Annotated in this window: 26 protein-coding genes; 19 read left to right on the top strand and 7 right to left on the bottom strand. The window is 59.1% G+C overall.

Annotated elements, in window-relative coordinates:
- Positions 1-766 precede the first annotated feature (766 nt).
- The gene (locus tag SJY32_RS02905) at positions 767-1771 is read right to left on the bottom strand and encodes a hypothetical protein (protein ID WP_376871376.1); all 1005 of its coding nucleotides are present in this window, start codon (positions 1769-1771) and stop codon (positions 767-769) included.
- Positions 1772-1891: 120 nt separating this feature from the next.
- Between SJY32_RS02905 and SJY32_RS02910 the strand changes: the two genes are divergently transcribed.
- Positions 1892-2509, top strand: a complete 618-nt coding sequence (locus SJY32_RS02910; RefSeq protein ID WP_376871378.1) for a TetR/AcrR family transcriptional regulator — start codon at positions 1892-1894, stop codon at positions 2507-2509.
- A 55-nt stretch (positions 2510-2564) separates the two neighbouring features.
- Here SJY32_RS02910 and glnT read toward each other — a convergent pair whose 3' ends face one another.
- Positions 2565-3923 (bottom strand): type III glutamate--ammonia ligase, encoded by a 1359-nt coding sequence (gene glnT, locus SJY32_RS02915; protein ID WP_376871380.1) that lies wholly within the window; start codon positions 3921-3923, stop codon positions 2565-2567.
- A gap of 121 nt (positions 3924-4044) precedes the next feature.
- Here glnT and SJY32_RS02920 point away from each other — a divergent pair, with 121 nt between their 5' ends.
- Positions 4045-4209: a hypothetical protein gene (locus SJY32_RS02920; protein ID WP_376871382.1), complete on the top strand. Its 165-nt coding sequence runs from the start codon at positions 4045-4047 to the stop codon at positions 4207-4209.
- Positions 4210-4318: 109 nt separating this feature from the next.
- Here the strand turns inward: SJY32_RS02920 and gndA are convergent, their stop codons facing one another.
- Positions 4319-5722: an NADP-dependent phosphogluconate dehydrogenase gene (gene gndA, locus SJY32_RS02925; protein WP_376871385.1), complete on the bottom strand. Its 1404-nt coding sequence runs from the start codon at positions 5720-5722 to the stop codon at positions 4319-4321.
- 235 nt (positions 5723-5957) lie between these two features.
- On the opposite strand from gndA, the gene SJY32_RS02930 reads away from it, so the two are divergent.
- Entirely contained in the window at positions 5958-6725 is a 768-nt protein-coding gene (locus SJY32_RS02930; protein ID WP_376871388.1) for an SDR family oxidoreductase, read from the top strand.
- Positions 6726-6736: 11 nt separating this feature from the next.
- Entirely contained in the window at positions 6737-7234 is a 498-nt protein-coding gene (locus SJY32_RS02935) for a gluconokinase (RefSeq protein ID WP_376871390.1), read from the top strand.
- 57 nt (positions 7235-7291) lie between these two features.
- Here the strand turns inward: SJY32_RS02935 and SJY32_RS02940 are convergent, their stop codons facing one another.
- On the bottom strand, positions 7292-8104 hold the full coding sequence (locus SJY32_RS02940; protein ID WP_376871392.1) for a response regulator: 813 nt from the start codon (positions 8102-8104) through the stop codon (positions 7292-7294).
- A 112-nt stretch (positions 8105-8216) separates the two neighbouring features.
- Here SJY32_RS02940 and SJY32_RS02945 point away from each other — a divergent pair, with 112 nt between their 5' ends.
- The 7 genes from SJY32_RS02945 (at position 8217) to SJY32_RS02975 (ending at position 13840) form a co-directional block, all read left to right on the top strand.
- A complete protein-coding gene (locus tag SJY32_RS02945) occupies positions 8217-8372 on the top strand; it encodes a NepR family anti-sigma factor (protein WP_376871394.1) in 156 nt (51 codons plus the stop codon).
- A complete protein-coding gene (locus tag SJY32_RS02950; RefSeq protein ID WP_376871397.1) occupies positions 8359-9042 on the top strand; it encodes an RNA polymerase sigma factor in 684 nt (227 codons plus the stop codon). Before SJY32_RS02945 ends, SJY32_RS02950 begins: the two co-directional genes overlap by 14 nt.
- A 100-nt stretch (positions 9043-9142) precedes the next feature.
- Positions 9143-10855 (top strand): sensor histidine kinase, encoded by a 1713-nt coding sequence (locus SJY32_RS02955; RefSeq protein WP_376871399.1) that lies wholly within the window; start codon positions 9143-9145, stop codon positions 10853-10855.
- Between the two features lie 157 nt (positions 10856-11012).
- The gene (locus SJY32_RS02960; protein ID WP_376871401.1) at positions 11013-12059 is read left to right on the top strand and encodes an aldo/keto reductase; all 1047 of its coding nucleotides are present in this window, start codon (positions 11013-11015) and stop codon (positions 12057-12059) included.
- The gene (locus tag SJY32_RS02965) at positions 12059-12397 is read left to right on the top strand and encodes a hypothetical protein (protein ID WP_376871404.1); all 339 of its coding nucleotides are present in this window, start codon (positions 12059-12061) and stop codon (positions 12395-12397) included. The genes SJY32_RS02960 and SJY32_RS02965 overlap by 1 nt, the downstream gene beginning before the upstream one ends.
- The gene (locus tag SJY32_RS02970; RefSeq protein WP_376871407.1) at positions 12385-12927 is read left to right on the top strand and encodes a hypothetical protein; all 543 of its coding nucleotides are present in this window, start codon (positions 12385-12387) and stop codon (positions 12925-12927) included. Before SJY32_RS02965 ends, SJY32_RS02970 begins: the two co-directional genes overlap by 13 nt.
- Positions 12928-12952: 25 nt before the next feature.
- The gene (locus SJY32_RS02975; RefSeq protein ID WP_376871409.1) at positions 12953-13840 is read left to right on the top strand and encodes an EamA family transporter; all 888 of its coding nucleotides are present in this window, start codon (positions 12953-12955) and stop codon (positions 13838-13840) included.
- Between the two features lie 27 nt (positions 13841-13867).
- Here SJY32_RS02975 and SJY32_RS02980 read toward each other — a convergent pair whose 3' ends face one another.
- Complete coding sequence (locus tag SJY32_RS02980) at positions 13868-14536, bottom strand: NUDIX domain-containing protein (protein WP_376871412.1); 669 nt, start codon at positions 14534-14536, stop codon at positions 13868-13870.
- The gene (locus SJY32_RS02985; protein WP_376871415.1) at positions 14526-14939 is read right to left on the bottom strand and encodes a DUF983 domain-containing protein; all 414 of its coding nucleotides are present in this window, start codon (positions 14937-14939) and stop codon (positions 14526-14528) included. Before SJY32_RS02985 ends, SJY32_RS02980 begins: the two co-directional genes overlap by 11 nt.
- A 241-nt stretch (positions 14940-15180) precedes the next feature.
- On the opposite strand from SJY32_RS02985, the gene SJY32_RS02990 reads away from it, so the two are divergent.
- The 4 genes from SJY32_RS02990 (at position 15181) to SJY32_RS03005 (ending at position 17470) form a co-directional block, all read left to right on the top strand.
- The gene (locus SJY32_RS02990; protein ID WP_376871417.1) at positions 15181-15846 is read left to right on the top strand and encodes an EF-hand domain-containing protein; all 666 of its coding nucleotides are present in this window, start codon (positions 15181-15183) and stop codon (positions 15844-15846) included.
- A gap of 92 nt (positions 15847-15938) precedes the next feature.
- Positions 15939-16535 (top strand): RNA polymerase sigma factor, encoded by a 597-nt coding sequence (locus tag SJY32_RS02995; protein WP_376871420.1) that lies wholly within the window; start codon positions 15939-15941, stop codon positions 16533-16535.
- On the top strand, positions 16522-16947 hold the full coding sequence (locus SJY32_RS03000; protein ID WP_376871423.1) for a hypothetical protein: 426 nt from the start codon (positions 16522-16524) through the stop codon (positions 16945-16947). Before SJY32_RS02995 ends, SJY32_RS03000 begins: the two co-directional genes overlap by 14 nt.
- Positions 16948-16957: 10 nt before the next feature.
- A complete protein-coding gene (locus tag SJY32_RS03005; protein WP_376871426.1) occupies positions 16958-17470 on the top strand; it encodes a periplasmic heavy metal sensor in 513 nt (170 codons plus the stop codon).
- Positions 17471-17560: 90 nt separating this feature from the next.
- On the opposite strand, the gene SJY32_RS03010 is transcribed toward SJY32_RS03005, so the two are convergent.
- Entirely contained in the window at positions 17561-18961 is a 1401-nt protein-coding gene (locus tag SJY32_RS03010; RefSeq protein WP_376871429.1) for a diguanylate cyclase, read from the bottom strand.
- A gap of 106 nt (positions 18962-19067) precedes the next feature.
- Between SJY32_RS03010 and SJY32_RS03015 the strand changes: the two genes are divergently transcribed.
- From SJY32_RS03015 to SJY32_RS03030, 4 genes are all read left to right on the top strand, one after another.
- A complete protein-coding gene (locus tag SJY32_RS03015) occupies positions 19068-19346 on the top strand; it encodes a DUF3572 domain-containing protein (RefSeq protein WP_376871431.1) in 279 nt (92 codons plus the stop codon).
- Positions 19347-19378: 32 nt separating this feature from the next.
- Positions 19379-20086, top strand: coding sequence for an HAD family hydrolase (locus tag SJY32_RS03020; RefSeq protein WP_376871434.1), 708 nt, complete (start codon positions 19379-19381; stop codon positions 20084-20086).
- Between the two features lie 85 nt (positions 20087-20171).
- Positions 20172-20945 (top strand): hypothetical protein, encoded by a 774-nt coding sequence (locus tag SJY32_RS03025; protein WP_376871436.1) that lies wholly within the window; start codon positions 20172-20174, stop codon positions 20943-20945.
- Complete coding sequence (locus SJY32_RS03030) at positions 20942-21943, top strand: hypothetical protein (RefSeq protein ID WP_376871438.1); 1002 nt, start codon at positions 20942-20944, stop codon at positions 21941-21943. The genes SJY32_RS03025 and SJY32_RS03030 overlap by 4 nt, the downstream gene beginning before the upstream one ends.
- Positions 21944-21961: the final 18 nt, after the last annotated feature.

A 21961-nucleotide genomic window follows, 5' to 3' on the forward strand; every position in this document is an offset into this window, starting at 1 on the left:
CCCTCTGGGCGGCTTTTTCGTTTTTGCTCCTTTATAAGAAGTATTTGGTTCCGGTTAGAAACGGTTTTTATGCGTCGTAGAACGGTTTTCTCGTGTCGGAAGTCGGGGCCCTAAATGTCGCGTGAAGGCGTAAGTCATTGATTCATATTGATATCAGTTTGTCTTAAGACGTAATACCTATGTCGGACGTCAGAGAGTAGTCAGAAACATGAATAGTCTTCCCAAAAAGAAGCAATAGGGTGCGCAATGCCTGTCGAGCGTTAATTCGCTTGGCAGGCATTGCCTTAGGCTTGGTTCAGGTGCAGGTTTCGTCCGGTTAAGTGGTGTATGGCCCAAGCGAGAGCGCCGAATTCGGGCTGTCTAGAGATATCTGGGTCAGCTTTGGATGGGATGGATGCGGGCAGTCCTTGTCGGTTGAGGGCAGTTTCTTCCGCAGGCACCATCCCTGCGCCGCAAATCGAAGCCGGCTCGAGATTGGCTCGTCGATCGCAACTCTCGAATATGCGGAGATAAGAGGCCGGAGCAGAAACAATTCGCATGCGAGACAAGCCGGGCCTTGGCGGATTGTGAGGCACGCGCCGGTTTTACGGCTTGGTCGAGGAACTGCCTTTAGGGAGCAGTTGCGGATAGGGGGAAATCCCTGAACCGGTCTGCAAAGCGTGAGGCGGCGCGCCTTTTTCAGGCGGGTCAGGGAGTGACGCGGTCGCACGCGCTCGGTCAACTCCCGCGCGATGACGCGGGTGCGTTTGGTGCCATGTTGCAGAGTCTAACGCGCCATCAGATCTTCAATTGCCTGATCGAAAAATGCGAAGAATGCCGGATCTGGTGCAGAAGGGGTTGCCGCGCAATGGCCCCATGCGGACGGAAACGGCCTGAACTCCGCGTTCGGAATTTGGGCGGAGTCGGCCGCGCTGTTTTCCGCGTTGAAATACATATCGGTCTGGGACGGCATCACGATCATTTTTGCCGTGATGCTTCGCAGCGCAGTTGAGAGATCACCGCTGAAGCGGGCGTTCGCGCTGATGTCCGCATGCTGCCATGTCCAAAGCTTGCACAGCAGATCATTGGCGTCCCAGCTCAGATGGTCTTCTTCCCAGTCTGACAGCAAGGCGTCTACGTCTTTGAACCCGCGTTGCGAGTATAGTGCCTTGTCAAAATAAGTGCTTGAATAGGCCCATCCTGCATAGGCCCGCCCAAACGCGCGAAGCCCTTTCTCAGGCGGAGCATCATAATGCCCCCCATGCCAATCTTGATCTGCGGTCAAAGCCGCCTTCACGCCCTCCAGAAAGACGTGGTTATGCGTGCTGCATTTGGCGGTGGCGCAAAATGGTAAAGCGCGTGCGACACCATCCCCGCATTGCGCGGCCCATTCGAATGCCTGGCATCCGCCCATCGACCAACCCGTCACCAGCGCAATCTGCTCAACAGGACATACCGCGTTGACCAGGGCGCGCTGCAGGCGAACATTGTCGTGGAGAGTGACTTTGGGAAAATTGGCTCCGGCGAACGCCCCGTCTGTATTGCTGGGGGAGGACGATTCCGAATTGCCGATCAAGCACGGCACAAGAATGCAGTGACGCGCCGGATCGAGCGCACGCCCCGCCGCGAAATAAGGCGCGTTGCTGGTTTGCCGACCCGTGTAATAGGTTGGAAAGACCACCAAATTATCGCGGTTGGCGTTCAGTTCCCCATAGATTTCAAAGGCGATGTGCAGTTCTGGCACCGTCGTACCCGATTGCAGAGTGAAATTTTTTGCAGTAAAGCGTCGCATTCAAGGGGGACCTTTCTATGGAATTTGCCCTCATGTGATGCCGGAAGGATCACAAAGGGCTTGCGGTGTCTTTGAGGATTGAGACGTCAAGAGTATCTGCGTCACGCAGCGGGAGGCGGAATGACCAAAGTCGGGCGGCCAAAGCACTCTAACACGCCGCGTGATGTCGCCGTTCTTCTGAAGCAGAGCGCGCTTGATCTGTTCTCGCGGAAAAATTTTAGTGCCGTAACCATCAAGGAAATCGGTAATGAGGCGGGCGTGACCACCGCCGTGATCTATTACCATTACCGCGATAAGAATGACCTGTTTAACGCATCTATCGAACACGCGCTGGAGACGGCGCTGAAGCGATTTGAGCAGGTTAGTGAGGGCACCGATGATCCTGTGAGGTTGATCCACGAGTGGCTGCAGCTTCATGTGGAATTGCATAGTGAGATCGCCAAAGTTCTCACACTGGTAATCGATTACAATCATTCGAGCAGCCAAAGCACTCGCGTTGACGCGGCCATCGCACATTTCTACGACACCGAAAAACGGCTCATCATTGATTGCATCAATAAGGGGCAAACCCTTGGTGTCTTCACGGCCGGAGAACCTGAGCACGTAAGCACCTTGATTTCGACATTTCTGGACGGTGCAGTTGTCCGCACCCAGATCGCGGAAGAGTATGACATTGAGCGGGCGATCCAAGAATTCGAGCAGACCCTTTGGGCGATTTTGGGCTATGCCGCTACATGACGCGCATTGTGATGTGCGGGCGCCCCATTGAGGGCCCCCGCACATCAGGCGGACTTTAGTAGAACTGCATGTAGCGTTTTACTTCCCAGTCAGACACGTGGTTCAGATAGCTCAACCATTCTCCACGCTTGTACTCCAGCCAAGATGCAAACATCCGGTCGCCAAAGACCGAATTTGCCAGCGCGCTGCCCTCAAACGCGTCAAGCGCTTCTTCCAGTGTTCGAGGCAGTGTCTTGACCCCCAATGCCTCAAGTTCTTTCGGTGTTTTCTCGTACATATTTTCGAAATGCGGGTTACCTGGGTCTGCCTTTTCCCTGATGCCTTCCAGCCCGGCCGCGATGGTTAAAGCTGCCGCCAGATAGGGGTTGCACATCGGGTCTACCAACCGTAACTCCATGCGTCCGCCACCGCCTGGAATGCGGATCGTGTTGGTGCGGTTGTTGTTGCCATAGCACTGGAAAACGGGCGCCCAAGTAAATCCAGAGTTGCTGCCTTTCAAGATCAAACGCTTATAGCTGTTCACCGTTGGTGCAACGACGGCGCTGAGGGTCGGCAGATGCTTCAACATTCCCGCCACGAATTGGTAACTGATCTCGGAGATGTCACAGCCGCGCGGGTCTTCGCCCTCCGGCACACATAGGTTCTTTCCGGTCTTGGCATCGGCAATTGAGATGTTGAAATGCGCGCCACTGCCCGCGTAATTCCCAAAGGGTTTAGGCATAAACGTTGCGAACGCCCCATGCTTGCGTGCAATCGCGTCAGCCATGCGGCGGAAGAACACGAAACGGTCCGCCGTGGTCAGCGCATCGGAGAAGGCGAAGTCAATTTCGAACTGGCCAATTCCGTCTTCGTGGTCAAATGAATATACATCCCAACCCAGCTCATTCATCGCATCGACGGTTTCACTAAGCCATCCCATGTTTTCCAGCGCGCGCGGCACGTCATAGGCAGGTTTAGCAAGGTTATGACGCGTGCTGACAGGCAGCACCTCGCCATCCTCGCCTTCACGGAGGACAAAGAACTCGGCTTCCATGCCGAGATTGATTTTGTAGCCCATCGCCTCTGCTTCGGCCAAAACACGTTTCAAGATGTTGCGGCTGCAAGGTTCAAACGGCTTTCCTGCGCACCACAGGTCGCTGGCAAACCACGCAACCTCGGGTTGCCAGGGTTGAATCATGCAGGAGGCCGGATCGGGATGTGCGCCGACCTCATCATCGCTGATCACCTGCGGCACACCATCCAAAGCCGCCCCCGTGCACAGCTCTGATCCGTTCATCATGCGTTTAAGATGGGCAATCGGGACCAATTTGGACTTCGATGCACCATGTATATCAACATAGCTCGGCAGTAGATATTTGACGCCCTTCTCGGCCAGTTCTGCTTGTAAAATATCGAAATCCGTTGGTTCGCTCATTGTCATATCCCTGTGAAAGTTTTTGTTATTCGTAATAATAGATTGATCGATTAATTAATTTTGTCAAGCCATGGATCAGGCGGATTGCGCGCGTGACGCGGAGAGGGCTGTTTGAGAGGGTATGAGATCAGCCGAGGCGACGACGCTGTCGGCGACGGGGCTTTGCGAGGACGCGCGATCGACCGTCGCATTGCTTGCGGTGCGCGAGATGCCAAGAGGGCGCGTCGCCGCGCGCATCTGGGAGACGGAGCGCGAAATTTCGGGGCGTTGTCAGGAAGGGCCGTAAGAGATGCGGCCTGCGCCGAGGTCTCGCGAGCTCGGTCTTGGGGCAGCTATGCCTGCACAAGTGAGGTCTCCGGCGCCGCAGATCGGAGGCGCCGGAGGTGAATGGGTGATTATTTCGCGGCCCAAGGGCCGTGCTGATCGGTGCGCGCGTCATCCAAGCGGACGAACCCGTGCAAGCCGAAGAAATCACGTTGGCCTTGGATCATGTTCGCCGTCCCGCGTTCGGTGCGCATCGTGTCGAAATACGCCAGTGCTGCGCTAAGGGCAGGGGCTGGGCATCCGTTCAACGCAGCAATCGATGCGACCTGACGCAGGGCGCCATGCGTCTCCTTCAGCTTGCCCGAGAAGAACGGCGCCGCCATGAGCGAACGATCGGGCGCTTGCGCGAGGGCGCTTGCCATGTCGTCGAGCATCGCAGAGCGAATGATGCAGCCTTCACGCCAGACGCGCGCAATCGCTGGCAAATCCAACGACCAGCCAAATTGCGCCGAGGCTGCCGCGATCATCTCGAAACCTTGGGCGTAGCACAGGATTTTACCCGCGATGAGGGCTTGCTCCAACATTTCGACGGGCAGGGTAGCACCATCAATGGCTTGCGGTGCTTTGCCATAGATTGCTTCCATGTCACCGCGTTGATCTTTGCGCGCCGACATATTCCGCGCGACGACAGCCGCCTCGATGACGGGGATCGCCGCGCCAAGATGCTGCGCCTCAATGGCCGTCCAGCGGCCGGTGCCTTTTTGACCCGCCGAATCCTTGATGACCTCAAGCAAAGGGCCGCCTGACTGGGTATCCTGGGCCTTCGCGACCTTACCGGAAATCTCGATCAGGTAAGACTGCAAGATGCCCTCATTCCAGCCCTCAAAAATCGTGCCGATTGCATCAGCATCCATCCCGAGGCCGTCGCGCATGAGGCCGTAGACCTCTGCGATCAATTGCATATCGGCGTATTCGATACCGTTATGGACTGCTTTGACGAAATGGCCGGAGCCTTCCTCGCCCATCCAATCGGCGCAAGCGCTATCGCCATGTTTGGCCGCGATGGCTTGTAGGATGTGCCCGACACGGTCCCACAGCGCGCGTGGCCCACCGCCCATGATGGCCGGGCCGTGGCGCGCGCCTTCTTCGCCGCCCGAGACGCCGATCCCGAGGAAGGGCTGTGTAAGGGCGCGCATCCGACGGTTGGTGTCGTGGAAGTTTGCGTTGCCCGCGTCGATGATCAGGTCCTCCGCCTCCAAAAGCGGCAAGAGCGCGTCAATCTGATCGTCGACGGGGTGTCCTGCGGGCACCATGAGGATGATGGCACGCGGCGTTGCCAGCGCCGCCACGAACTCTTTGAGAGTTTCGGTGGGTGTGATCCGCGCGGCGAGATCGCCTGCGGTCTCGAAAAATGTTTTGGTGGTCGCCGTTGTCCGGTTCCAGACTGCGATGTCATGGCCCTTTTCAGCGATGTTCAGCGCTAGCGCCGAGCCCATCGTTCCAAGGCCGATCAGGCCGATTTCACTTTTTGTCATGGGCGCTGAACCCCTTCGCTGTTAAGATTGACGCGGTAGAACGACGGTGTCGTCGCTCTCTCAAGCAGGGTCTACATAGGCTTGTGCGTAAAAATATTCGAGACTGTTTAAGGGTAAATTTGTTTTTTGACGAGGCGGACCGAGCCTTTCGTGACAAGGCAGTGGGCCGCGTTTTGAGGGTATCGACGCGTAAATTAACCGGGGCGTCGTTCAGGGAGCGAGGAAAGGGAGTGGCATGAGCCTTCAATTATTCGATTTAACAGGAAAACGGGCGCTGATCACAGGATCTTCGCAGGGGATCGGGGCGGCTCTTGCGGCCGGTCTTGCGGCGGCGGGGGCGTCGATTGTCCTCAATGGGCGGGATCGCGACAAACTTTCGGCGATGGCGGCGGCGATCCGCGCGCAGGGCGGAGAGGTCGAGTGTTTGGCGTTCGATGTGACGGACCACGCATCTGTGCGCGCCGCGGTGGACGGGTTCGAGGCGCAGACCGGTGCGATTGACATTTTGATCAATAACGCAGGGATGCAGCACCGCGGGCCGCTCGAAGAATTTCCGGCAGACGCGTTCGAGCGGTTGTTGCAGACCAATGTCGCGTCGGTGTTTCATGTGGGGCAGGCGGTTGCGAGGCATATGATCACGCGCGGTGCGGGCAAGATCGTCAATATCTGTTCGGTGCAGACCGCGCTCGCGCGCCCGGGCATCGCTCCCTACACGGCCACCAAGGGCGCTGTTGCCAATCTGACGAAGGGGATGGCGACGGACTGGGCGAAATACGGGCTACAGTGCAATGGCCTCGCCCCCGGATATTTTGAGACACCGCTCAATCAAGCGCTCGTCGATGATCCCGAGTTTAGCGCGTGGTTGGCCAAGCGGACGCCCGCGGGGCGGTGGGGGAAGGTCGAAGAACTGATCGGAGCAGCAATTTTCCTGTCGTCCGAGGCATCTTCCTTTGTCAACGGCACGACGATTTACGTCGACGGCGGCATCACGGCGTCGCTATGAGGGTGGTTGTCATGGGCGTAAGCGGATGCGGTAAAAGCACGATCGCGGAGCTCCTTGCCGCGCGGATCGGGGGCGTGTTTGTTGATGGGGATGCGCTGCACCCGCAGGCCAACATCGACAAGATGGCACGCGGGGAGCCGCTCGACGACGCGGATCGCTTGCCGTGGTTGCGGCGGGTCGGAGGGGTCTTCCGGCGCGGCGCGGCAGAGGACGCCGCGGAGTTGAGCGCGCCCTGCGTGATCGCATGTTCGGCGCTCAAGCGTCGCTACCGAGATCTGATCGCGGCCGAGGCGGGGGGGCGAGTCGAGTTCTTGTATCTGCAAGGCAGTCGCGACGTCTTATTGCGCCGCATGGCGCAGCGGACACGCCATTTCATGCCGCTTTCGCTGCTCGACAGCCAATTGGCAAGCTTGGAGGAGCCAGCGCCCGATGAGACCGCAGTGACACTTTCTGTCGATCTCACCCCCGAGCAGATCGTGGCGGCGTTTCTGGCCTCTTTGCAGGGATAATACATAAAAAGGCCCCGAAAAGAATTGGGGCCTTTCGGTATCATCGATGCGGTGTGATCAGGCGATCAGCGTCTCTGTCGAGGCGAAGAACATTGCTTGCGAAATCGCGGAGCGGACCTGCGCCTCCGAGTAAGGCTTGGTGATCACGAAGGCCGGCTCCGGGCGTTCGCCCGTCAACAGGCGCTCGGGGAAGGCGGTGATGAATGTGACGGGAACATCGCCCGCCGTGGCGAGGATTTCGTTCACGGCTTCGATCCCCGAGGAGCCATCGGCAAGTTGGATGTCCGACAGGATCATATCGGGTCGCTCGGCCTCGAACAGCGCGACGGCCTCTTCATGCGTGCGCGCGACGCCTGTCACGCGGTGTCCCATATCGGCCACGATAGATTGCAGATCAAGGGCGATGATCGCTTCGTCCTCGATGATCATGATCCGGCCCGCGACCGCATCACGCATCTCGTCCGCGGCAACACGCAACAGATATTCAACTTCGTCAGTTTCGATATCCATGATGGTTGCGATTTCTTCAGGCTCGAATTCTTCAATGGTACGCAGCAAAAGCGCCTCGCGCGTATTCGGTGTCAGCCGCTTGAGGTGTTCTTGGGCGCGTCCTTTAAGGCCAGTCTCACCCTCCTCAACCGGCGCGCCAGAGCTGGACCAGATTTGGTGGAAGCTGTGGAACAAGGCAACCTTATGGGACAGGCCACGCTGGAACACGGACCGATCTATCAGCAAAGCTTCGAGTGTCGTCGCAGCATAGCGGTCCCCCCCCGATTGGCTTCCGGTCAGGGCGCGCGCGTAGCGACGCAGGTAAGGCAGCAAATCCGCGATGATGCGCGAGAGGTGTTGCGGCGAAGCGTCAGCCGTCATGATGTTTCCTCATATTTTTCTGTTTATCTCGGGAACAAAACGTCCGTCATCGAGTTTAGTTCCATAGGTCAGATAGTTTTTGCACAGAAAAATGCCCGGAGTAAGCCAGAACATGAAGCACAATAATCAAGATAATGATTTGGATCGCCAGATCGAAGTGAACCTGCGCCGGGTGTTTCAGGAAAAGATTTCGGAGCCTGTTCCAGATAAATTCTTGCAACTTCTCAAAGAGTTGAAAGATCAGGAAGACCAGCATGACCGCGCATGAAAAATTGCAACCCGTCGATGCGGCGGATGGAATTGAACGCGTAAGCGATTTGGGTGAGCCAAAATCTGCCGGCGTGCATGGGCAGAATTCCGATCCTCAGTCGCCGGATGAAAGTTTTACCGATCCGCGAGACGAGATCGTGACGCACCTGCCGTCGCTGCGTGCTTTCGCCCTTTCGCTCACACGAAACGGGGCAAGTGCGGATGATCTTGTCCAAGATTTTATCGTGAAGGCGTGGCGCAATATCGACAAATTTACGGTCGGTACGAACATGCGCGCGTGGCTTTTTACCATTCTCAGAAACACGTATTACTCTGACCGTCGCCGTGCAAAGCGCGAAGTATCTGACCCTGATGGCGTCTTTGCGGCACAACTTTCCAGCAAGCCTGATCATGATGGCCGTCTCGCTATGAAGGATTTCTTTACGGCTTTTGCGCAACTTCCCGATGAGCAGCGCGAGGCGTTGATATTGGTCGGGGCATCCGGTTTTGCTTACGAGGAGGCGGCAGAGACTTGCAATGTCGCGGTGGGCACAATTAAGAGTAGGGTAAATAGGGGGCGGAAACGGCTTGTAGAACTCTTGCAGATGTCGGAAACTGAGACACTGGAATTGACAGACCGCGCGACTGTTGCCGTTGTGAATATGAGTGCGGGAGGGCGGTCTATGTGACGGCCATCCCCCTGAATTATACGCACCGAGCGCAACGGTGAGCAAATTTTACCGCTGCTCTTGATCGTTCAGGGCGCAAGCAGATTAGATGGGATGGCAGATGTGGCTAACACGTCGGTTTGACAAAGTCGCGGTGCGGTTGGCGCTGCTACTCGCGGTTGCATTATTTCCCATCGGGCTGATTGCGGTTTTGCAATCGCGCCACATCGCTGAAACAGTCGATCAACGCTCCGAAGAGGCGCTTTTGGCGCTGACTGCGGAGGCTGCGGGGAACGAAATCGCGCTGGTGCGCGAGGGGTTCGGCGCACTGGATGCAATGATGTTGGCGATGCCGCGTTTGCTCGAAAACCCTGCCGAATGTTCGCAGTTCTTCCGGAGCTATGTGGCCAATAGCGCGGTTTATTCCTTTGCCGGCTACATCAATAAAGACGGTCTACTGGTTTGCGCCAATTCAGGTGTCGGACGGAGCTTGGAAACTTCGACCTCGTTCACCGCGCAATCGGGCGACCCTAAACGCCGCGCAACGATGAACGCGGACGCGCCAATCTCGCGCACCTCGGTGGTTATCTTGTCGCAGCCCTATTTTGTTGAGGGCGTCTTTGAAGGCTATGTTGCCGTCTCCCTGCCGCATGCGCGTATTTTCGATGCGGTAGAAAAAGGGCAGGTGCCAATTGATCTGATCACATTCAACAAGACCGGCGTCGTGATGAGCGCGCGGGACGGTTTGGAAGGGGTGGAGAAACGGTTGCCAGCCAAAGTCGATCTCGCGGCGCTGACAACGGATCGCCGAATGGCCTTCACCGGACGCACGAATGGCGGTGACGAGATGGCCTTCGCCGTTGTGCCGATTGTGGAGGGCACGCTCTACGCGATTGGCGCATGGCCGCGCGAACGTTTTGTATTCTCAAGCTTCTGGACGGTGATCTCGCCGCTGGTTCTGCCGGTTTTGATGTGGGCGGCCTGTCTGGCGATTGCGTTCTTCGGTATTCATTCGCTGGTGATCCGCCATATCAAGCGCATGGGGGCGGAGATGAACGCGTTCATCGATACGCGCAAATTCAACCCGCAACCGATCAGCCGGTCAATGCCGACAGAGATCCGCGAAATCGAACAGACTTGGCTGCATTTGGCCGAGACGGTCGTGCGCGACGAGGCCGAGCTGGAAGGGACGATCCATGACAAGACGGTTTTGCTCAAAGAAGTGCACCACCGCGTCAAGAATAACCTTCAACTGATTTCCTCGATCATCAATATGAAGCTGCGCAAGGTGCAATCCCCCGGTGTGCGGGCGGCGTTGCAAGACATCCAGATGCGCGTGATGTCGATCGCCTCTGTGCACCGGTCGCTTTATGAGGGTGACCAGTCTGGACGTGTGCGGGCGGATAAGTTGCTGCATGCGGTGGTTGATATGACCATTGAGGCGGGTTCGACGGCGGCGGCCGAGTTGGATGTTGATCTCGATTACGCGCCGATTGCGCTTTATCCCGATCAGGCGGTGCCGCTCTCGTTGATGGCAGGGGAGGCGGTTACGAACGCGCTTAAATATTACGGTTCAGCTGCCCCGGGTGAACGGGCGTGGATCAAAGTGCGACTTGAGCTTCTCGATGCAAAGCGCGCGCGGTTTATCGCGGAGAACTCCAGCGCCCCCGAGCTGGCTACACAAAGCTCCGAAGGCGGCGGGTTGGGCACGTCACTGATTGAAGCGTTTGCGATGCAGATGCGCGGCCGTGCTTTGATGGAGCCGCTTGAAGGCTCGTTCCGCCTGACGGTGGAATTCCCCATCGCGGAATTCTCCCCCCCGCAAGCCAGTTAAAACGCCCAAGCTGGGCACGCACATCACCAGCGGATGACTTGAAAAGCGCGCGGCCATGCAAAGGCCGCGCGCTTTTCTATGCGGGAGAATGCGGTGCGGGGCTTTCCCAAACCCATGCGCTGTGGCAGTGTCCGCGCGAATTGAGAGAGGGTATGCCATGAAAAAAATTCGCTTAGGCCGCACCGATTTGGACGTGTCCGCGATCTGTCTAGGGTCGATGACATGGGGGTCGCAGGACACCGAGGCGGACGGTCACGCGCAGCTCGATCATGCCCTGTCTCGCGGGATCGACTTTATTGATACAGCCGAGATCTATCCGGTAAATCCGATTGCGAAAGAGACCTCGGGCCGAACAGAAGCGATCATCGGCACGTGGTTGGAAAAGCGCGCAAAGCGCGACGACGTGGTGATTGCGACCAAGGTTGCGTCCTTCGGTGCGAAAGCGGTGCGCGACGGTGCGCCGGTAACGCCCGAGACCTTGCGCAGCGCAGTGGAAGGATCTCTCAAGCGCCTGCGGACCGATTATATCGACCTTTACCAAATCCATTGGCCAAACCGCGGCAGTTATCACTTCCGTAAAACGTGGAATTATGACCCCTCGTCGCAGAATTGCGAGGAGACATTCGCGCATATGGCGGAGTGCCTCGAGACGCTGGACGCGATGAAGGGTGAGGGGAAAATCCGGCATTTCGGCCTTTCGAACGAGAGCGCCTGGGGAACGGCGCAATGGCTGCGCCTCGCGGAAGCGGGGCACGGGCCGCGTGCGGCGACCATCCAAAACGAATACTCCCTTTTGTGCCGTTACTTTGATCTGGATATGTCCGAGTTATGCGTCAATGAAGACGTGACTTTGCTGGCCTATTCCGTTCTCGGGGCGGGTCTTTTAGGGGGGCAGTATCGCGGCGGTACGGTCATTCCGGACGGCTCTCGCCGCTCGAAGGTGCCTGATCTGGGCGGGCGGGCGACGGCGCGGGTCTGGCCCGCGGTGGAAGCCTATCGCTCCATTGCTGCGGAAGCTGGGTTGGACCCAGTGACGATGGCGGTCGCATTCTCCATGCAGCGCCCGTTTTCTTGCGTTCCGATCCTCGGCGCGCGGTCCATCGCACAGCTTGATCCGGCGATTGATGCGGCGGATCTCGTCCTCGACGATCAGATCAAGGCGAAAATCTCCGCGGCGCATCGCGCCCATCCGATGCCATTCTGATGCGCCGCGCGTTCCTTGGGGTAATGGCGTTATGTGCCCTTGGTTTTCTCGCCGCGTGCGAACCCGAGGGGCCGGAGCCATTGCCGCCGGTCGGCGACCGGTTGATCGCGCTCGAGTCCGACACTTGCGCGGCGCAAGGGGGCGAGTTGGTGCAGATGGGTGTTCTGAGCCTGTGCCGCAAAGAGCCGCGCGACGGCGGCAAATCATGCCGTATCGGCTCGGATTGCGAGGGGGCCTGTCTGGCGCGCTCAATGACCTGTTCGCCGGTTTCGCCCCTGCGCGGGTGCAATGAGATTATCACCAATTCAGGGGCTCGCGTCACAGAATGTGTAAATTGAACCGCGCAGATGTGCGCCGGCGCCTGACACTCGCGGGCATCATGATGATCGGTGCGGCAAGTCTGGTCGGATGCGCAAAAACACCACCAGACGCGCCGCAAAACCGGCGTGATACGGCGGCGCAGATTTCGTCTGCCTCGCTGTTCGAGGCCGATCGCTTCGCGGGGGAATGGCGCGTTGAGGCGAGCCACACGGCCGGTTGTCGCGGCGCGGATCAAACATGGGCGCGACGCGATTACGGTTGGGATATTTCGGGAATTGATTGCACGGGGCCAGCCCCAGCGGCGCTTTCAGCGCGGGCGGATCTTGTGGGGCCGGGCGGGCGGATTATGCCGTCGGGCGGGTATGGCGATGAGCCGCTTTGGGTTCTTTGGATGGATCAGGATTACCGCGTTGCGGCTCTGGGCGCGCCTTCGGGCCATCACGCGGTTATCCTCGCGCGGCCAGGCGCGGCGCGGGCGGATCTAATTTCTGCGGCGCGGGAGGTCTTGGCCTTCAACGGCTACGCGCCTGAGGGATTGGCGAAGTGAGACGCCAGCGACCTGGGGGGCGGGCATGAGCCTTTGGATCTGGATCACCCTGTTCGCGGCACTCGTTCAGACGCTGCGTTTCATGCTGCAAAAACGCCTGAAAGGGATTGGCCTCTCGACGGGCGGGGCGACATTCTCGCGCTTTCTATTCGCGGCGCCGCTTGCGGCTCTGGCGGCGCTCACGGTTCTGACCCTCGGGGGGGAGGTTGTTCCCCGCCCAAGCGCCGCGTTTTTCGGGTTCGCGCTTTTGGGCGGCCTTGCTCAGGTCATCGCGACGTTTCTCACCGTGGCGCTGTTTAGCTTGCGGAATTTTGCGGTCGGGGTCGCATTCACGAAAACTGAAACAGTGCAGGTCGCGCTTTTCTCATGGCTGGTTCTGGGCGAGGTTGTCGGAGCGTTTGAACTCGTCGCGATTGCCGTTGGGATTATCGGGGTGATCCTGTTGATCCGTGGCGCGAAGGGCGTGCGGTTCGATCGCAGGGCCGCGCTCTACGGGGTGGCGGCAGGCGCGTTGTTTGGGATCTCCGCCATCGGGTATCGTGGGGCAACGGCCGAGCTTCTGCCGATGTCGTTTGTGGCGCGCGCGTTGGTTGCCCTGTCGTTTGTGACATGCGCGCAATCCATTGGGATGGCGATCTATCTGCGGATGTTCGAGCCAAACGAATTGAGCCGCGTCTTACAAGCATGGCGCAAGACGGTTTGGGTCGGTGTGACGGGGGTTTTAGGCTCTGCGGGGTGGTTCGCTGCGTTCTCGTTGCAAAACGCGGCCCTTGTTCGCGCAGTCGGGCAGGTTGAGATTGTCTTTACGCTGCTGGTCTCGGCGCTTGTGTTCAAAGAGAGGCTCAGCGCGCGTGAACTTGGCGGGATGGCGTTGGTGATCATCAGCCTGCTGATGATCGTGGCTGCGACCTGAGCGCGAGGCTGCTTGAGGGCACAGGCGTCAGATCAAGCGCCTGAAGCGTGCGATCTCGGTTGAATTGTCAAAGAACGGGACCCCGTCGGGATCGGCGCAGATCTCGCCATATTTGGCGATGAGCGCAGAGATTTCGGCGAGCACGACCTCGGTGATGAAAGGCAAGCTGAGGGCGCGTGCTTCGGGAAGGGGCACCCAGTGCAGATGCGATAGTTCATCCTCCGCGCGAGAAAAATCATCCGGATCGGCATCTATCTGTGCGGCATCTGCCATGAAGAAACGGGCATCGAACCGTCGCGGGCGACCTAACGGGGTAATCGCGCGGAACATGAAATGCAGGGGCGTCGCACAGGCGGGGCCGCTGGCGCAGGGCCAGCTTTCTTTCGAGCCGAGCGGCAAACCTGTTTCCTCAAACACTTCGCGCAACGCCGCCGCAACGAGGGCGGGAGGCGTTGCGGTCTGCCGCGCGGGATCTGTTTCCAGCGTGAGGCGACGGGCGCAACATGGGTTGATGGGCGCACTAAAGGTCACATCGCCATCCGTATCGTCGACCGCGCCGCCCGGGAAGACAAACTTGGAAGGCATAAAGACCGCGCCTGCGCCGCGTTGGCCCATCAAAACACGCGGCCCCTGTGCGGTTTGGCGCAATAGGATGAGGGTGGATGCGTCGCGGATCGGCGGGAGATCAGGCGACATCGGCCTCGCCATGGCCAAAGCCGTGCATCCGGCGTGACCATTGAATCGCGACGATCAGGCCCTTGAAGCGCGGCAATAGCGCGAGCGTCAAGGCAACGCAGCCAATCCCGAACACCAGCATCAATGTCATCGCGGAGGGGCGATAAGCAACAAAAGCGGCCAGCATCAATGGTGCCATCAGATGGCCCACGAGAAGAATGGTAAGATAGGCGGGGCCGTCGTCAGCGCGCTGAGCGGTGAAATCCTCGCCGCAAGCTGAACACGAGTCGCGCACGGTGAGATATCCCTGAAGCAACTTGCCCTTCCCGCAGTTGGGGCAACGGCAAAGCAGGCCGCGCAAGACTGCACGTTTCATCGGGCGATCGTCGTCTTGTATCGAGCTGGATGGGATAGGGTGTGACATTGTGCCTCCGAGTTTGGGGCAGCATAGGCCCAAGCTTGAGTCGGTGAAAGAGGCATGACGTCGCAGCGTGATCCTCATCAGGCGAATTTTAACAGCTTCCCAACGCCTCGATAGTGAAGCTGCGAAAGGCCGTGATCACATGTGGTTCACGTCGCGGTGATGGGGGCGACGGAAACACCGCCATCTTCCGTTTATTAGATGTGAGCGTCGAGAGACGCATACGTCAACCAAGGAGATGACGATGACTTTCAAGACTTTTATCACCGCTGCAATCATGGTTGCTGTTTCGGGCGCTGCAATGAGCCCCGCCTTCGCGCAAGACACCACTGCACCGGCGCAAGTTGAGGGCCATGAGGGCGGCAAGCGCGGCGAGATGCGTCCGAAGTTTGATTTTGCGGCTGTTGATGCAGATGGCGATGGCAAAATCACTCAGGAAGAGTTTGCGGCGCACCGCGCCTCGATGCAAGCCGAGCGCATCGCGCAGCTCGATGCCGATAAGGATGGCAAGATCACTGTAGAGGAACTTGTTGCGCATCAAGACAAGATGGCAACCGAGCGCGCACAAAAGCGCGCGGAGGCTATGGTGGCCGCGATGGATGCGGACGGTGACGGCGTGCTGACGACCGAGGAAATGGCGGCGCATGGCGGCAAGGGTGATCACAAAGGCGGCGACCGTAAGGGCGGCGAGCGCAAGGGTGACGGGGCGCATAAAGGCGACCGGAAGGCCGACGGCAAAGGCGACGGTGACCGCAAAGGCGATCGTAAAGACATGTTCGACCGGATCGATGCCAATGACGACGGTGTTGTGACGCAAGATGAAGTCACCGCGATGGAAGCCAAAATGCAAGAGCGCATGGAGCGCCGTGGCGAAGGCCGCATGGAAGCTGAAACGCCAGACAACGGCTAAGTCGAGCGAAACGCCTCTCCCCGCACCAATTGGTGCGGGGAGAGGATGATCAGGTTTGCGTCCAAGCGGAATTACGGGTAGCCACTTGTGGAATGAATATGGCTTTAGACATAGCATCAGATGTTTCGGATGAGGCACTCCTAGTTCTCTACGGAAACGGCGATCGGGCGGCGGCGCAGGCGTTGACTTTGCGGTTGACTCCGCTTGCTTTGCGCGTCGCGCGGCGAATGCTGGGTGATTGGGCGGAAGCTGAGGATGTGGCGCAAGAGGCGATGATGCGGCTTTGGCGTATCGCGCGGGAATGGCGGCAAGGCGAGGCAAAGGTCACGACATGGCTCTACCGCGTTGTGACCAATCTTGCGACGGACCGTCTGCGTAAGCGCAAGGGTAAACGCTCTGGCATCGGGTTGGATGAGGCGTCCGAAGTTGCCGACGAGACGCCGGGCGTCGAGACGCAGATGATGGATCAAGATCGTGCAGAAGCGCTGCAACAGGCGCTGGATCAATTGCCGGAACGGCAGCGACAGGCAGTCATATTGCGCCATATCGAAGGGTTGTCGAACCCAGAGATTGCGTTGGTTTTGGATATTGGTGTCGAGGCGGTTGAGAGTTTGACCGCGCGGGGCAAACGGGCGTTGGCGGCGGCATTGGCCGGACGGCGCGAGGAGTTGGGCTATGACGCAGAATAACGAGATGGCGATGCTGGACGGGTTGCTGGCGCAGGCGCGCGATGAAACGCAGGCCGTCGAGCCGTCAAACGCGCTTTTGGCGCGGATCATGGCGGATGCGGATCAAGTGCTTTTGACGCAAACGGCCGCGCAGCCGCGCGCCGCGGCAGACACTGGGCGCAGTTCGCGCGGCGGCCTTTGGTCCATTTTGGGCGGGTTTGTTGCATTGGTTGGCGGGCCACGCGCTGTGGGTGGCCTGATGACGGCGGCGCTGACCGGTGTCTGGATCGGCGCTGTGTCGGGGCCGGATGTTGCGAGCTATTTCGGGGTGGAATATTTCGAAGGCACATCGGGCGGGGTGAACTCGTCCTATGCGTTGGAGCTAATGCCGGGCGATGATATCTTCGCGATGGTTGGCGGAATCGAGGGCTAAGGGGATGTCAGTGGACGATTTTAAAGCGCCGAAGGAAGCGTCGCGCGGCTTCCGCTGGGGGCGCGTTTTGCTGGCGGTCTCGCTCGGGCTCAATTTTCTCGTGGCGGGCGTCGTTATGGGCGGAATGGCGCGCAACGAGCGGCCGGCGCCGAAAGAATTGGTGGGTGCGGTCACTGCGGGGCCGCTGACCAATGCATTTGACAAGGCCGACCGTGATGCCTTGCGGCGCGCCGTGCAAGAGCAGGGCGTTGATCTGCGCGAGGCGCGGCGTCAGATGAATGCGGATGTGACCCGCCTGATCGGAGCGCTTCGCGCGCAGCCGTGGGATCGGGCCGAGATGGAAGAGGCTTTGGCCGCCATGCGCACCCGTTTTGAGGAACGTGGTCGTTTGGGGGAGCGCCTCGTGATCGAGCGGTTGGCGGAGATGACCGACACCGAACGTGCCGCCTTCGCGCAGCGTTTGGAGGACCGTGGTCCGCGCAAAGGGGGCGGTAAAACGCCGCCGCCACCGCCGGAGAACTGACCGATCTTCGATCCGTTGAGGTCGCACCAAAAAGCTGACATGACAGTGGACCTGAATGATCTGTGGCGCGCGCGTCGCAGATCTTTCAGTTTACGGATGGTCGGGATCGAAAACCACAACCCGGTTTCGTCCCTGCGCTTTGGCAAGGAGCAATGCGCTATCGGCGTTGTCGAAGGTCAAACCACTCTCATCGCCGGTTTGATGAATGGCGACGCCAATCGAGACCGACACCGGCAATTTTACCGGCTGAGCGTGATCACAGTCGATCCGCACAGGGCGATTATGGATCACGTCGCAGAGCCTTTGCGCCACAGATCTTGCGATCTCCAGCGATGTGTCGGGCATCACGACAAGGAATTCTTCTCCGCCGATCCGCGCGACCATATCGACCTCGCGCATATTAAGCGAAAGGCGATGCGCGACTTCGACCAAAACGTGATCACCGACGCTATGTCCGTAAGTGTCGTTCACGGATTTAAAATGATCGATGTCAACAAGAAGCAGTGCGTACACGCGCGCGTTTTGTTCGGCACGCTGTGCGATGCGCCGCAGGTGAGGCAAAGCGTAGCGCCGGTTGTATAACCCCGTCAGCGGATCAATCGTTGCCAGCCGTAGCCCGCTCGCGATGGTATCACGTTGACGATCCAATGTGCGTTTGCGGCGGATCTGGGCCGAAATACGCAGCGCCGCCTCTTGTGCCGCCTCTTCCGTGCGAAGGTCAAAGGGGAGGACATCGTTTGCACCAAGATCCAGCGCAACCGAGGCCGTCTCGCGCATGGTCTCTGGCAAAGCGATACAAATCGCGCAATGCCGCGTCACATTTCGCGAGCGCAGTTCCGACATCAATCGCAACCCGTCGCCCGCCCGCGCGAGATCGGCCGTCATAACGAATGCATCGAATGAGGCGTCGTCTTGCGATTGTGCGAGGGCATTGTCGCGAGTTATCAAACGAAGATCCGCATCGGGGAGATATTTCGCGAGGGCACGGCGCCATCCAATCGCGTCCTCGGGCTGAGCCGAGACAAAACCAATCCGGTAGGGCGGTTCGAAAGGAGCGGGATCTTCGTCAAACCCGAGCGCGCGCGATGTTGTCTCACGTAGGCGCAATTCCTCGTTGGTTTCGCGCGCCCGCAAGAGTGACCTCAGCCGCGCGAGCAGGCCCAGCTCATCCAGCGGTTTGGTCATCACATCATCAGCGCCGGCACGTAGCGCCTCGAGCCGCAATCGACTATCGTTTGAGGATGAAATCATGATGACAGGCACAAGCGCCGTTGCGGGCGCAGCACGCAGTTGCCGCACAAGGTCGGCGCCAGCGAGATCGGGCAGTTGCATATCAAGGAGAATAAGATCGGGAAGATGTGTTCGCGTTACTTCCAGCGCCTCATGCGCAGAAGCAGCTTGCAGCACAGTGTAGCGCGCACTGGTCAACTTGACCTTCAGCACGATACGGTTTGTTGCCACATCGTCCACGATCAGGATAGTTCCTGACATGGGTTTCGCCGCTCCCTTTTTGTCGCGATGGTTGACGCCATGAGCTTGCGGCATCAAAGGTTAACAAAGTCTTTACCAACGCCCACACCCTATCGTGAGAATGTAAATGCAGCAAGAAGATGCTCAACTTATCGGCGTAAATGCTCTTGGCTGGATCGCGTCACAAGAGACTGTATTCGAAGCTTTCCTCATGAATACTGGCGCGCGGCCAGAGGATCTGCGCGCGCTTGCGGGCGAGGACGGGTTCCTGACGCAGGTTCTCGATTTTGTGATGTTGCAGGATGAATGGGTCATCGAATTCGCGTCCGCGTCGTCCATGGCGCCAGAGCGCGTGGTGATGGCCCGCGCGGTTTTGGGGCATGGCGATACCCGTCATTGGACGTAACGGCCCCGATTTGGGGCGAGGAACAGCAAAACATGACGACGATTGCAGGAATCTTATTCGATAAAGACGGCACCTTGTTCGATTTCAACGCGACATGGGGGGCTTGGGCCGGCCGCGTCTTGACCGATCTCGCTGCGCAGGCAGAGGTTGATCGTGACGCCTTGGGCGCGCGGGTCGGGTATAGTTTCGAGACAGGGTTTGCACCAAATAGTCCGATTATTGCGGCGACCGTGCCCGAAATCGCGCTGCAACTTGCGGGAGGTTTGCCCCGATGTGACCCATCCGATTTGGTAGATTATCTTGATGCGCAAGCCGCGGCTGCGCAGGTGGTCGAAGTTGTGCCGCTGGCGAAGTTCCTTGCGGATCTCGGCACTCGCGGTTTGCGTTTGGGGGTTATGACCAATGATTCCGAGGCTTCGGCGCGTGCACATCTTGCGGCTGTCGGGGTGGCGGATGTCGCGGCCGGCGGCTCGTTGGAGGTGGTGATTGGCGCTGATAGTGGTCACGGGGCGAAGCCTTCGCCAGAGCCGCTATTAGCGTTTGCGCGGCATATCGACCTCGCCCCCGAAAACCTCGTTATGGTCGGCGACAGTCGCCATGATCTGAGCGCGGGCAGGGCTGCGGGTATGGTGACGGTCGGCGTTCTGACGGGCCCTGCGAAACACACCGATCTTGCGGATCTCGCGGATGTGATTTTGCCCTCGATTGCCGATTTGCCGCAGTGGCTTTCGCAGCGGTAGGGCGCTTTTCATCACGGATGCGGTGCGATAGCGTGATGATGCGCTGGCGCGGGGCCGACCAGCTTTGCGCGAGCAGGAGGATTTCATGTCAAACAGCGATCATCAAACGAGAACCACGCTTGAAGCGGGCCCGCGCCTGCGGAGCGGACGGGCGCCGCATGTCGTTTTGGGCATTTTGGCTGGGCTCACGCTTTGGGCGTTGGACGAGGTCTCCGGGGCGGGGGAGGTTGGCCGCATTGCGGCGGCCTTGACGATCTTGGCATGGATCGGGTTCAGCGCGTCAGGGGTTTTGCTTGCATATCTGGGGCCTGCGCGGGCGGTTAGGACCGGTGCAATTCTGGGCGGGCTTGTCGGTGCGCTGGCTTGGGTGTCGATGGGTGGGTTCGCGACGCCGCAGGGCTTTTTCAATGCCGGCCATCCGACGACGGCGCTCCTCGTTTTGGCAATCCTGCCATTGCCATTCCTGACCTGCTTTTATCGTGGGACAGGCATATCGTACCGGCATTTATACATTGAATCTTGGGATATTTTAGTCCGCAGCGCGGCGGCATGGGCATTTGCGGGGCTGGTTTTGGCGGTGGCGTTTGCCTCGGCGGAGCTACTACGATTGGTCGGTGTCGAGCTGCTGCATGACCTTCTTCGCGAGGATATGGTTATAGCCATTTTGCTCGGCGGCACGGTGGGTCTTGGTCTCGCGGTTGTTGCCGAATTGAATGATATGATCTCGCCCGATCTCGCCTTGCGGCTTGTCCGGTTGTTAACGCCTTTTGTCCTATTGGTGTTGGCCGTTTTCTTGGCGATGGTGCCGGTCCGTGGTCTCACGGCGTTGTTCGGATCGGTCTCGACGGGGGGAGCTTGATTGCGGCGGGACTGGGCGCGATCGGCTTGGTGTCGGTCGTCGTGGGCAAAGATGATCTCGACGGGCCTGCACACGGCATTTTATATCTGTCGGCGCGGATCATGGCGGCGCTGGTGATCTGCCTTGGCGGGCTTGCGGTGGCGTCTGTGTGGATGCGTGTCAGCCAATACGGATGGACGCCTGAGCGGGTTTCGGCGGCCGCAATGTCAGCGATTGTCGTGAGCTACGGGGGGGCTTATCTCCTTGCGTTGCTGCGCGGCGCGGCGTGGCGGCGCGGGATACGCGCAGGGAATGTGGCAGTGGCGCTGGGCGTCATTGGTCTCGGCGTGATGTGGTTAAACCCTTGGCTGACACCGGAGCGGGTTGCTGTTGTGTCACAACTTGCGCGGCTTGATCCTGCCTCGGATGTCGAGCGGCTTCCTCTTTGGGAGATGGCGCATGAGTGGGGGCGGGCGGGCGAATCTGCGCTTGAGGCGCTGCGCAAGGATGCGAGCCCGGCACTGGCAGATCGCCTCGCGGTGCTGGATCGATCCGGTTCGAGATATGCCTTTGACCAAAGCGGTTTTGATACTCCGGAGGGGCGAAAGGCACTTTTGAACATCGTGCCGGTGTTGCCAGAGGGCCGTTCCTTGGACGATGCAACGCTGGAATCACTTTTGGGCGCAGTGGGGCGACAAGCCTCGGCTTTACGCAATTTTGAGGCGGTTTGCGCGCGTCAAACCAAGGCGGGACACCCGCAATGTTTGATTGTGCTAGCGGATGTCGATGGCCGCGCGGAGGGCGAAGAGATGCTTATTCTGAGTGCTGATGCGACGCCGATGGTTTTGGCGCGCGCTGTTGACGGCGCCGGCGAGCGGCGTCAGTCGTTCTGGGAGCAACCGAGCGGTATGAGCGTCTCAGACATGATTGACGCTTTTTGGCGGGACGGCGTGCGTCTAGTGCCCGCCCAAACCTACAATTTCGAACTGGACGGCGCGCTGCTACGCCCGCGGTCCTAACGAAGTTGTTTAGGATTT

The organism is Albirhodobacter sp. R86504 (assembly GCF_042466415.1).
GTDB lineage: Bacteria > Pseudomonadota > Alphaproteobacteria > Rhodobacterales > Rhodobacteraceae > Albirhodobacter.

Excerpts from the sequence above, each read along its gene's own strand:
- SJY32_RS02980 (WP_376871412.1), bottom strand. The coding sequence starts at position 14,536 with ATGTCGCCTGATCTCCCGCCGATCCGCGACGCATCCACCCTCATCCTA.
- SJY32_RS02905 (WP_376871376.1), bottom strand. The coding sequence starts at position 1,771 with ATGCGACGCTTTACTGCAAAAAATTTCACTCTGCAATCGGGTACGACG.
- SJY32_RS02970 (WP_376871407.1), top strand. The coding sequence starts at position 12,385 with ATGTGTAAATTGAACCGCGCAGATGTGCGCCGGCGCCTGACACTCGCG.
- SJY32_RS02990 (WP_376871417.1), top strand. The coding sequence starts at position 15,181 with ATGACTTTCAAGACTTTTATCACCGCTGCAATCATGGTTGCTGTTTCG.
- SJY32_RS02955 (WP_376871399.1), top strand. The coding sequence starts at position 9,143 with ATGTGGCTAACACGTCGGTTTGACAAAGTCGCGGTGCGGTTGGCGCTG.
- SJY32_RS02920 (WP_376871382.1), top strand. The coding sequence starts at position 4,045 with ATGAGATCAGCCGAGGCGACGACGCTGTCGGCGACGGGGCTTTGCGAG.
- SJY32_RS03025 (WP_376871436.1), top strand. The coding sequence starts at position 20,172 with ATGTCAAACAGCGATCATCAAACGAGAACCACGCTTGAAGCGGGCCCG.
- SJY32_RS03010 (WP_376871429.1), bottom strand. The coding sequence starts at position 18,961 with ATGTCAGGAACTATCCTGATCGTGGACGATGTGGCAACAAACCGTATC.
- SJY32_RS02930 (WP_376871388.1), top strand. The coding sequence starts at position 5,958 with ATGAGCCTTCAATTATTCGATTTAACAGGAAAACGGGCGCTGATCACA.
- gndA (WP_376871385.1), bottom strand. The coding sequence starts at position 5,722 with ATGACAAAAAGTGAAATCGGCCTGATCGGCCTTGGAACGATGGGCTCG.
- SJY32_RS03000 (WP_376871423.1), top strand. The coding sequence starts at position 16,522 with ATGACGCAGAATAACGAGATGGCGATGCTGGACGGGTTGCTGGCGCAG.
- SJY32_RS02995 (WP_376871420.1), top strand. The coding sequence starts at position 15,939 with ATGAATATGGCTTTAGACATAGCATCAGATGTTTCGGATGAGGCACTC.
- SJY32_RS02985 (WP_376871415.1), bottom strand. The coding sequence starts at position 14,939 with ATGTCACACCCTATCCCATCCAGCTCGATACAAGACGACGATCGCCCG.
- SJY32_RS02935 (WP_376871390.1), top strand. The coding sequence starts at position 6,737 with ATGGGCGTAAGCGGATGCGGTAAAAGCACGATCGCGGAGCTCCTTGCC.
- SJY32_RS03020 (WP_376871434.1), top strand. The coding sequence starts at position 19,379 with ATGACGACGATTGCAGGAATCTTATTCGATAAAGACGGCACCTTGTTC.
- glnT (WP_376871380.1), bottom strand. The coding sequence starts at position 3,923 with ATGAGCGAACCAACGGATTTCGATATTTTACAAGCAGAACTGGCCGAG.
- SJY32_RS02940 (WP_376871392.1), bottom strand. The coding sequence starts at position 8,104 with ATGACGGCTGACGCTTCGCCGCAACACCTCTCGCGCATCATCGCGGAT.
- SJY32_RS02960 (WP_376871401.1), top strand. The coding sequence starts at position 11,013 with ATGAAAAAAATTCGCTTAGGCCGCACCGATTTGGACGTGTCCGCGATC.
- SJY32_RS02950 (WP_376871397.1), top strand. The coding sequence starts at position 8,359 with ATGACCGCGCATGAAAAATTGCAACCCGTCGATGCGGCGGATGGAATT.
- SJY32_RS02910 (WP_376871378.1), top strand. The coding sequence starts at position 1,892 with ATGACCAAAGTCGGGCGGCCAAAGCACTCTAACACGCCGCGTGATGTC.
- SJY32_RS02975 (WP_376871409.1), top strand. The coding sequence starts at position 12,953 with ATGAGCCTTTGGATCTGGATCACCCTGTTCGCGGCACTCGTTCAGACG.
- SJY32_RS02945 (WP_376871394.1), top strand. The coding sequence starts at position 8,217 with ATGAAGCACAATAATCAAGATAATGATTTGGATCGCCAGATCGAAGTG.
- SJY32_RS03015 (WP_376871431.1), top strand. The coding sequence starts at position 19,068 with ATGCAGCAAGAAGATGCTCAACTTATCGGCGTAAATGCTCTTGGCTGG.
- SJY32_RS02965 (WP_376871404.1), top strand. The coding sequence starts at position 12,059 with ATGCGCCGCGCGTTCCTTGGGGTAATGGCGTTATGTGCCCTTGGTTTT.